Genomic DNA, 9,731 nt, shown 5'->3' with positions numbered 1-9,731 from the left:
GCCTGCAATAACGCTAAAGCTCTGAATGACTTTGAGTCCAGTGACGCTCGTCGAGTCGACGGAACCCCCGAGATCGCCAACAGATTGTTTGAGGTCGAAGCCTGACACCGCGGTGGTGGCCTGGATTGTATGCGCCCCGGTAAGCAGGTAGGCGAGTTTCCGGTGACTCCGCCAAGCTTTTCCCCACTGCATGTTGACCCCGACCAGGTCGGCGGTCACTGTGATTTCGGCTTTGTGATCAGCGGCTTGAGAGCATTCTGGACCGGCGGCCAGAACCGTGGCGATCAAGCAGGAAAGAAGTTCAGGAGCGCGCCTCCGCCGGCCTGTGAATGCGACTTGCTTGTGGCTCGCCTTGTTTCGCCCCACAGCCGTTGATCACCGGAATATCCGAGGTTTGACGGGCGCTCGCAACGATATTTGCCGTCTTCCCATCTGTTTTCGATCCATGGGCGTTGATGGCTTGAGCGCTTGCCGACGTGATTGATCGAGCCGCCCGTCCGCACAGGCGCGACCGTTTGCCGGCGGCGTCGCCCTGCATCGGTCGAGCGATGCCAAGGGGGCGCAACGTGATGCGCATCGCCGCGGAAATCGAACGCGCCGCCGCGACGAGGGCGAAGATCCTCGAGGCAGCCGCGAAATGGGCTTGATCGAATGCCGTATCAACGGGGAGTCTCCCCGTTCGTAAAGCAAAGGAGGCTGCCGAAGCAGCCTCCTTCTCCGCCGTCCGGGATCAATAACCGGGGTTCGCGCGGAACGACGGATCGTTGATGTCGTAGATGAAGGCGCCTGCATCCCGCTTCTTCATGTAGTCGTCATGGAAGAAGGGAACCAGCTTGTCGACTTTGATATCGCTCTTCGTGAACGGAATCACGGAGACGAAGACGGCCTTCTTGTACGGCTTGCCCGCGAAGTTCGCCTTGATCTGCTGATAGGCGATGTCGGCTTCGAGCGTCGCCGTCTCGTTCACGTCCATCGTGGTGGTGCCGTCCTGCACCCACTTCCACGACTTCTCTTTGCCGTTGCTCGAGCCGAGCCAGTACTTGCTCGGGTCGAGACCGGCCTCCTGCATCGCCTGCAAGGCGCCGGCCATCATTTCATCGTTTTCAACATAGGCGCCGTCGAAGCCGTCCGGCCCCAGGCTGGTGATCGCGTCCTGCATCACCTTCTTGGCGGGATCCGCGAACCATCCGCCCGAACCCCAGAACACGACCTGAAGGTCCTTGCCGCCCGCGCCCTTGACGCCAACGCTCTGGGCGAGGTTGCCGATGTCCTTGCCGGCGTCCTTGTACGCCTTTAGGAAACCATCGGTCTGGCCCGATGCGGTGCCCTGACCAAGCTTGCCCTCGATCATGATCACCCGCTTCACATTGTGCTGAATCGCGGATTGGCCGGCGAGCACGCCGATGCTGACCCAGTCGTATCCGGCGAAACCGGCGAGACCTGGCTCGTTCGGCGGATTGTGCGTCAGATGGAACTCGGGAATGCCGGCGGCCTTGGCCAGCTTCAGGGTCTGCGAGGTGGTTTCCGGCGAGTTCTGAACGACGAGCAGCGCGTCCACGCCCTGGGTGATGAAGTTCTCAACCGCTGCGAGCTGTTCGGGCGCAGTCCCCTGTCCGACGACGTCTTGGACGGTCCAGCCTTCGCGCTGCGCCAGGGTCTTGAAGACCTCGAAGCCCGCTTTGTAGAAATCATCGGAGTTGTCCATGTAGTAGCCGATGACCTTGGGTCCTCCCTGGGCCGCCAACGCCTGGCCTGCGGTCGCAAGGGCCAAAGAGCCGATTGCGGCCAGAGCCATAAGTTTCAATGTCGATCTCTTCATTTTACCTACTCCCTTTCCTTCTTTCTTTCTTTTTGTGCTCGGTCCCGAGACTTCACACGGAAGAGTCCTGCCTATCTGCCTGCACGCTTCCCTGATGTTATGCGCCCCCCTTTTTCGCCGTCGCCGCCGCACTGCGCGCCTTCGCCTGCTCGCGTCTCAGGCCGCGGAATTCGGAGATCTGTGAGGACACGTCGCCTGCCGACACCGCGATGATGACGACGAGACCCTTGGCAAGAAATTGCACTTCGGACGGCAGCCGCAGCAGGTTCATCGCGTTGGCGATCGACCCGAGAAAGAACACTCCGATCAAGGTTCCGACGATGTTGCCCTTGCCGCCGCTGAGCGCCGTCCCGCCGATGACGACCATCGCGATCGTGTCGATCTCCAGGCCCTGACCGAGCGTTATGATTCCGGTGTTGATGCGCGCCAGCAGCATCGTCGCGCCGATCCCGACGAGCAGACCCTGGATCATGTAGACGGAAAGACGCATGTTGCGGACGTCGATCCCGGCGAGGAACGCGGCGCGAGCGTTGGTGCCGACCGCGTAGATTCGCCGCCCGTACTTCGTGTAGGTCAGCAGCAATCCGCCGATGAGCGCGATCACGAAGAAGGCGACAACGTACGGCGGCACCCGGAGGATGAGACCCGTGACCGGGTCTCTCGCCCCTTCGACGAGGTTCAACGTGAGAAAGTTGAGCTCTCCCTTCATCACGACCTCGCGCGAATTGGAGAGCAGCAACGCGATCCCTTGGAACGAGATCATGCCGCCGAGCGTGATGATGAACGGCTCGATGCGGGTTCTGGAAATGATGAACCCCATCGCCGTCTCGAGGACGACGGCCGACGCAACGCCGAGGAGGACCGACGGACCGACGCCGAGGCGCCACTGGGAAATCCCGAGCGCTACGATGATCGACACCAGCGAGGCGAGCATGCCGACCGAGAGATCGATGCCGCCCGACACCATCACCATGGTCATGCTGACGGCGACGATCCCCGGCACGGCGACCTGCTGAAGGATGTTCACGATGTTGACCGGACTGATGAAAGTCGGGAATCGCGACCCACCCGTCGAGATCAACTGAACGACGACGACGATCACGACGAAACTGGCGAAGATCGACAGCACGGTCAGGTTTTCGTATCGCCTGAACAGCGACTCCTTGACCTGCAATGTCGCGTTGGGCACTTCCGGCTTGCTCACTCTTGCCGATCTCCTATCGAAAGGGTGAGGATGGCTTCTTCGGTAATTTCCTCACCGGTCAGCTCGCCGGCGATCTGCCCTTGCTTGAAGACGATCACGCGATCGCTCATCGAGATCACCTCGGGCATGTCGGAGGAGACCATGAGGATGGCCTTGCCCTCCTTCAGCAGGTCGACCATGACCTTGTAGATTTCCTGTTTGGAGCCGACGTCGATTCCGAGCGACGGCTCGTCGAAGATGTAGATCTCGCCTCCGGTGTTGAACCATTTGCCCAGCACCACCTTCTGCTGGTTGCCGCCCGAGAGATTGACGACTCGGGTGCGCGCGCTCGGGGCCTTGATGTTCAGCAGCTTGACGAACTTCTCGCCTGTGCGGACCTCGTTCGCCGGCCGCACGACGAATTGGCGCGTGTTCACCATGTTCGCCACGGCGACGTTTTCGGCGATCGTCTTCGGCAGAAAGAGCCCGGTGGTCTGACGACTCTCGGTGATGAAGCACATCTTGTTGCGAATCGCGCTCTTCGGGCTCGAGTGCCTGACCGAACTGCCGTTGACGACGATCTCGCCGTAGACGAGCGGAGCGCTGCCGAACAGCACCTCCATGAGTTCCGATCGTCCCGATCCGACCATGCCGGCAAACCCGAGGACTTCGCCGCGATGGAGCTCGAACGAGACGTCCCGCACGCCGTTGCCGGTGACGTTCCTCACTTCCAGGACCGCCTCGCCGCGCTTGACGCGCTCGCGCTTGTAGAAAGTCGACGGGTCTCGTCCGACCATGTCCTTGATCAGCGTCGTCTTGGTGAGTCCAGCAATGGGGTACATGCTGACTTTGCGGCCGTCGCGCAGAACGGTGGCGCGGTCACCGATCTCAAAGACCTCGTCGAGGTGATGCGAGATGTAGATGACCCCGATCCCATCGCTCTTGACCGTCTTCACGATATTCAGAACCGTGTCGATCTCCCTCGATGAGAACGACGCCGTCGGCTCGTCGAGAATGATGACGTTGCTCTTCGACACGAGCGCCTTGGCGATCTCCACGATCTTCTGCTGACCGCTGGTCAAATCGGTCATTCGCATGTCCGGCGTGAGGTCGCTCTTCAGATACCTCAGGACGCTCTCGGTCTGCCGCCGCATCTCCTTGCGCTGCAGCAACCCCCGTCGGGCGATTTCCGAGCCGGCAAATATGTTCTCGGTGATGTTCAGAGCATTGAAGACGATGTGCTCCTGATAGATCGTATGAATTCCCATCCTCAGCGCCGTGTTCGGCGTCAGGGTCACGGCGGCGCCGTCGACGAAAATCTGTCCGTCCTCGTCGGGCTGAATTGCGCCGGAGAGGATCTTGATCAGCGTCGATTTCCCGGCCCCGTTTTCGCCGCACAGGCAATGCACCTCGCCGCGCATCAGGTCGAACGAGATGTCCTGCAGCGCTCTGACGCCGGGAAACGTTTTCGAAATGTGCGACAAGCGCAGAATCTCGTCCATGCTTCTACTCGCTCAGACGGACGACGATTCCGGATTGTTCAGCGCTTCGAGAAGTCGGGCACATTCACGATCTCCCCGCCTTTGAGCGTCGACTGATGGGCGCAGATCCCCACGGAGGTCCAGTTCGCCGACTGTTCCACGTTGGGGAATGGGTCGCGCTCTTCAAGCAGAGCGGACACGAACTCGTTGACGAGATGCGGATGCGAACCGCCGTGACCGCCGCCCTGGATGAACGAAAGATGGTCTTCGTCGGCGACGCCCCGCGTGAACTTGCGGATCGGCTCGGGCAGACGATGCGCGTAGTCCGGAACTTCGACGCGTTCGGCGATCTCCGGCTCCGGCTTCTTGGCGGTGTGGAGCACGGGGTTCTCGCCCGTGATGAGCTGCCACTCGAACGACTTCTTCGAACCGTAGACGTCGACGCTCTCGCGATACTGTCGCGCAGTGTCCCAGAGGAAGCGCCAAATGTGCGCGGCGAGATCCGAGTCTTTGATCTTGATGTGGCACGACTCGACGGCGAACTTCGAACCGGATCGGCGCGCGCACTCGTCGTTGATCGTCCCAGAGCCGAAGCAGCTGACGTACTCCGCCATGCCGTTGACCATCGCCATGAGGGGGCTTACGACATGCGTCGCATAGTGCATCGGCGCCATGTCTTTCCAGTAGTCGGGCCAGCCTTCCATGTCCTGCGGATGGGACGCCGCCAGGTACTGAATCTTGCCGAGTTCGCCGTTGTCGTAGAGCTCCTTGATGAACAGGTACTCGCGGCTGTACACGACGGTTTCGGCCATCATGTATTTCAATCCGGAGTCGCGGACCAATCCGACGATCTCTCTGGCCTCGTCCAAGGTCGTCGCCATCGGCACGGTGCACATGACGTGCTTGCCGGCCTTCAGCGCCGCGATCGTCTGCGGAGCGTGATCGGGGATCGGGCTGTTGATGTGGACGAAGTCCACGTTCGGATCGGTCAACACGTCGCGGAAATCGGTGTAGCGCGCGGCGATTTCAAACCGATCGCCGACTTCATCCAATCGGCTCTTCGTTCGCTGACAGATCGCCGCGACGTCCGCTTTCGGATGCGCCTGATAGATCGGGATGAACTCCGAACCGAAACCAAGTCCGATGAGTCCGACTCGCGCCTTCTCCATGATGTTTCCTCAATTTGGCTCTGAAGCCACTATTGAGGCGTTCACGGAATTTGAACATGAGCATTCACGCGAGATTATTGAGATTTTTTCCCGCGATCGGCGGCGCCGAGATCATCGCCAGACGCGGCGATTTTGCTTCACGCGCGCATGCGAGCGCTTGGCAAATCGACGCGCCGCCGTCGTGACGCTTCCAGCGTCGGCGAGCGGTCGAAGCGGCTGAACAAACTCGGCGATCGGTTGCATGAATCTGCGGCGGCGGCGAGCTTCGCGGCGTCGCGGACCGAATTGGAACAGACCCTCGCCGGTTCGAACCGCCGGCGCCGCGGACCGCCGTCGTTCAACGCGGCGGCGACGGTCGAAACCCCGGCGATCCTACGGGCGGACAATCTGTCCGACGACAACGGAGTTCGCGATCGACGAACCGTGCGGTCGACGCGTCGTCAGTCCGGGATCTGCAGAAAGGAGCGACCCCGCACCCGGTCTCGATACTCCCTCGGCGTCAGCCCGGTCTCCTTCTTGAAGAACACGCTCAGGTACTCGGGGTGCTCGATGCCGAGCGCTTCGCTGATCTCCGAGAGAGACATTTCCGTCTCCAGAAGGAGTTCCCGCACGGCGTTGGTTCGCACGCGCAGGATCTCCTGGTGCGGCGTGCGATTCAGCGCCCGCCGGAACCGCGCCTCGAGAACGCGCCGGGAGAGGGGAACCATGTTCAGGACGTCTTCGACGCCGATGTTTTCATGCGCCTTCTGCCGTATGAAGGCGACCGCTTTGGCGACGTGCGGATCGCTGACGGTCAGGACGTCGGTTGAAATGCGTTTGCGCACGCCGAGGGGTTCGATGGCGAATTTGCGCCCCGCAAGCTTTTCCCCGCCCATCATGCGGCCCAGAATCTCGGCCGCGTAGGCGCCGGTTCTGAAGGTGTTGGGAATGACGCTCGACATGCTGGGCGTCGCGAGTTCGCACAGAAGCTCGTCGTTGTCGACGCCGATGACGGCGATGTCCTCGGGAACCTTGAAGTCGAAGTACCGACAGATTTCCAGCAGTTGCTGACCGCATGCGTCGTAGCAGGCGAAGATGCCGACGGGCTTCGGCAGGCTCTCCAACCAGTCGCGGATCGCTTCGCGCTGCGTCCACCACCGGACCCGCGGTTCCTTCCGAACCGGAAGGTTGAAGATCCTCGATTGGATGATGTCGGGACGCCCCAGTACGCGCTCAAAGCATTGCTGGCGCCAAACCGACCAGTTGTAGAACGGGTCGCCGAAGTAGGCGAAGTTCTGCAGGCCGCAGTCGCGAAGGTGTTCGAGGGCGAGGCGCGTGATCGCTTCGTCGTCGGTCTCGACCCAGGGGATGCCGTCGATCAGGCGGGCGGCGCTGACGTCGACCGTCGGCACGCCCATGTCCGTGATGATCCGCGCCATGCGATCGGTTTCGATTCGCGCGATGGCCCCGTCGAACTTCCAGTCGCAGGCGAACGACTGGTCGAATTCGTGTCGACCGTGCTCGGTGAGGTAGAGGGTCCAGCCGTGGCGAGTCCGGGCATATTCGTGAATCCCGCGCAGAACGCCGCGGGCGTAGCTATTGGACGTCTCGACGATGACCGCGACGTTTCTCTCGTCTAACATTGGCCTGGCTCTGCTCGTCGGAGCCGGCGGCGGAAGAGGATCGTCGAGGCCTGCCGCCCGAATTCGTCGATGAAGCAGAGCATGCCGAACGTCCTCCCGTCATGGGTCCGGTCCTCGACGAAGTCATGAGGCCGGACATCGTTCGGCGGCGCGGCGCGCAGGCGAACGCGCGATCCGTCGGCTACGGCCCACGACATGCGTTCAGCCGTGGCTCAAGTCGCGGTTGAGATTGGCGCATCGCCGCCCGCGGAGCAATGGGCGATCGGCGGCGTTGGTCGGACCGTTCAATGACGCCGATCACGCGCACGGCTTCTCGTCACGGCGTCGCCGCGGCGGTTAGCGCTGCGTCGAGCGACGCCGGCCCAGCAGGCTGCGCGGACCCGCCGTCCAGAGGGCTTCGGCGCCAACCCGATCTCGCCGGCGCCGCGGCGAGCCGAGCCTTGCAGGTTTCCGCTTGCCGCCTCGGTCAGAAGCGGCTTGCCCGGCGGCGAGTCCGAAGCCGCTTCGCGCGACGGCGCGTTCTCGCTCTCGAACTCGCGCGACCGACGAACCTCGTCGGTCCTCACCCCCCATACGCCGCCAGCCGGAAGAAGGATGTCGTCTCGCTCACGACCTAGCCCCGAGCGTCAGCCGAGCAACGCGCGCAGGAAGCGCGCGCCCTGCCTCGCCAACTCGTCCTGCGACGGCGCAAGCGGTCGCCAGATCGAGGCCGCTTTGGCGATTTCGACCGCGCCGGGGGTGAAGGACTCGATGACCGCCGCGCCGTCGTACTCGACCGCACGCAGCGCGTCGCGAATTCCGTGCCAGTCCTGGTGACCGGTGCCGGGAATGCCGCGATCGTTCTCGCAGGCGTGGAAATGGCCGAGCATGCCCTTTCCGAGCTTGCGGATCGCGTTCGGGATGCTCTTCTCTTCGATGTTGCCGTGGAACGTGTCGATGTGAATCTTGTAGGCGGGACTGTCGACGTCGCGCACGAGTGCGACCGCCTGCTCCACCAGGTTGATCATGTCGCTCTCGAAGCGGTTCAGGGGCTCGACGCCGACCGTGACGCCGGCGTCGGTCGCCGCTTTGCCGAGCGCGCGCAGGTTGTCGACGCACCACGCCCATTCTTGCTTCTTCTGTTGATCGGGAATCAGCCGCGTCTTGCCGACCGCGGAATAGATCGGCCCCGAGAAGAGATGGCTGCCCACCGCCTCCGCGAATCGAATGCTGTCCCGTATGTATTCGACGCCGATCTTGCGGATCGCCGGATCCTCGTTGGAGATGTCGCGCGTCGGCCCGAAGGCGCCGCACACCGTCACCGAGAGGCCGTTGTCCTCCGTCATCTTCCGCAGCAGTTTGGCGTCGATGAGCGACGCATCGTCGAGGGCGACCTCCAGAACGTCGAACCCCATCTGCTTCACCTTGGGGATGAGAGGAAAGTCTTTCGTAGTGAACGGCGACGTCCATACCCACGTGTTGACGCCGATCTTCATCGCTCCCTCCCAGAATCGCGGAACTCCGGCGGCCGCGCGTCGGATTCGACGCCGCGTTCCGGACGCGCCAGTCTCAATCTGCCGGATCGCGCCGTAAATGAGCATTCGCGCTAGAAATATGAGATTTCTGACCACCGACTTCGCGCCGGGCGGGGCCGGCGTCGTCCCGGCGCAACCTGAAGATCGCCCGGTTGAAGATTCCTTCGAGACATTGCTGACGGCCGGCGATGTTGGCAATCGCGGGCTTGTCGATGACTTACGGCTCGAGGCTGCTGAAGTCCTCGTCGCCATCGCTGATCGATTTGGCGACGCCGCTCTCGCAGGAAGCGCGGCGCTCCCTGTCGATCGACTCTATCTCGCCATCGTCGATCAGCCGTCGGACATCTTTCAGACCGCGTGCGAACGAATCCATTCCGCCTTCGTGCGCCTGCGCGAGGTCGTTCACGGTGAATGCGCCGCGGCGGCGGGCGCCGCGAAGTGGGACCATCCACAGGCGGATCCGATAGGGCGAGACATCGTGGCGCTTCGAAAGCTCATGGAGCGTCTCGTCGGCGAGAAAATCCTGAGCGACCTGGCGCTTGAATTCGATGCTAGGGGAACGACGCCTGGCCAAGGGCTTCCATCTTTCGAAAGCCCGGCGCGACGGTCAAATCTTCAACTCCGACCCGTCCGGCCCGAGGATCCCACGCCAACGAAGGGGGAACGAAAACTCCCAGCCCACTTTCCGACCGACCACTTTTATTCTGCGTGGTATCGGAGAAAGCGCAATAGAATCAATGGCTGGGGGACCTGGATTCGAACCAAGATTGACGGAGTCAGAGTCCGCAGTTCTACCGTTGAACTATCCCCCAACGACAAAGCCGGCGTCATCGGGCGACGGGTAAATAGCGGAGGCGCGCGGCGGCGGCAAGGGGCGCGCGAAGAGGCGCGGGCGCGGCGCGCCGACGCGCTCGGTCCGCCTTGCGTTCGCCGACCAATTGAC

The 9,731-nt window shown here is 62.3% G+C and carries 8 protein-coding genes and 1 tRNA gene; all 9 read right to left on the bottom strand.

Annotated elements, in window-relative coordinates; translation table 11 throughout:
* Positions 1 to 288 (bottom strand): hypothetical protein (locus ABSF49_RS05985; RefSeq protein WP_424111718.1); only part of this gene is annotated, 288 nt, incomplete at its 3' end.
* Positions 289 to 730: 442 nt separating this feature from the next.
* Complete coding sequence (locus tag ABSF49_RS05980) at positions 731 to 1,819, bottom strand: sugar ABC transporter substrate-binding protein (protein ID WP_424111717.1); 1,089 nt, start codon at positions 1,817 to 1,819, stop codon at positions 731 to 733.
* Positions 1,820 to 1,916: 97 nt separating this feature from the next.
* Entirely contained in the window at positions 1,917 to 3,023 is a 1,107-nt protein-coding gene (locus ABSF49_RS05975; protein ID WP_424111716.1) for an ABC transporter permease, read from the bottom strand.
* Positions 3,020 to 4,504 (bottom strand): sugar ABC transporter ATP-binding protein, encoded by a 1,485-nt coding sequence (locus tag ABSF49_RS05970; RefSeq protein ID WP_424111715.1) that lies wholly within the window; start codon positions 4,502 to 4,504, stop codon positions 3,020 to 3,022. Before ABSF49_RS05970 ends, ABSF49_RS05975 begins: the two co-directional genes overlap by 4 nt.
* A 38-nt stretch (positions 4,505 to 4,542) precedes the next feature.
* A complete protein-coding gene (locus ABSF49_RS05965; RefSeq protein WP_424111714.1) occupies positions 4,543 to 5,652 on the bottom strand; it encodes a Gfo/Idh/MocA family protein in 1,110 nt (369 codons plus the stop codon).
* 440 nt (positions 5,653 to 6,092) lie between these two features.
* A complete protein-coding gene (locus ABSF49_RS05960) occupies positions 6,093 to 7,274 on the bottom strand; it encodes an AraC family transcriptional regulator (RefSeq protein ID WP_424111713.1) in 1,182 nt (393 codons plus the stop codon).
* 626 nt (positions 7,275 to 7,900) lie between these two features.
* Complete coding sequence (locus ABSF49_RS05955) at positions 7,901 to 8,749, bottom strand: sugar phosphate isomerase/epimerase family protein (protein WP_424111712.1); 849 nt, start codon at positions 8,747 to 8,749, stop codon at positions 7,901 to 7,903.
* Between the two features lie 256 nt (positions 8,750 to 9,005).
* Entirely contained in the window at positions 9,006 to 9,194 is a 189-nt protein-coding gene (locus ABSF49_RS05950; RefSeq protein WP_424111711.1) for a hypothetical protein, read from the bottom strand.
* Between the two features lie 332 nt (positions 9,195 to 9,526).
* A tRNA-Gln gene (locus tag ABSF49_RS05945) sits at positions 9,527 to 9,600 on the bottom strand.
* Positions 9,601 to 9,731 lie beyond the last annotated feature (131 nt).

The sequence above is a fragment of the Roseiarcus sp. genome, assembly GCF_049514155.1.
GTDB lineage: Bacteria > Pseudomonadota > Alphaproteobacteria > Rhizobiales > Beijerinckiaceae > Roseiarcus.
Note: the sequence above shows the minus strand (reverse complement) of the source record. Positions and strands in the feature narration are given on the sequence as shown.

Coding starts and splice junctions, on each gene's coding strand:
- ABSF49_RS05955 (WP_424111712.1), bottom strand. CDS start 8,749: ATGAAGATCGGCGTCAACACGTGGGTATGGACGTCGCCGTTCACTACG.
- ABSF49_RS05980 (WP_424111717.1), bottom strand. CDS start 1,819: ATGAAGAGATCGACATTGAAACTTATGGCTCTGGCCGCAATCGGCTCT.
- ABSF49_RS05965 (WP_424111714.1), bottom strand. CDS start 5,652: ATGGAGAAGGCGCGAGTCGGACTCATCGGACTTGGTTTCGGTTCGGAG.
- ABSF49_RS05960 (WP_424111713.1), bottom strand. CDS start 7,274: ATGTTAGACGAGAGAAACGTCGCGGTCATCGTCGAGACGTCCAATAGC.
- ABSF49_RS05970 (WP_424111715.1), bottom strand. CDS start 4,504: ATGGACGAGATTCTGCGCTTGTCGCACATTTCGAAAACGTTTCCCGGC.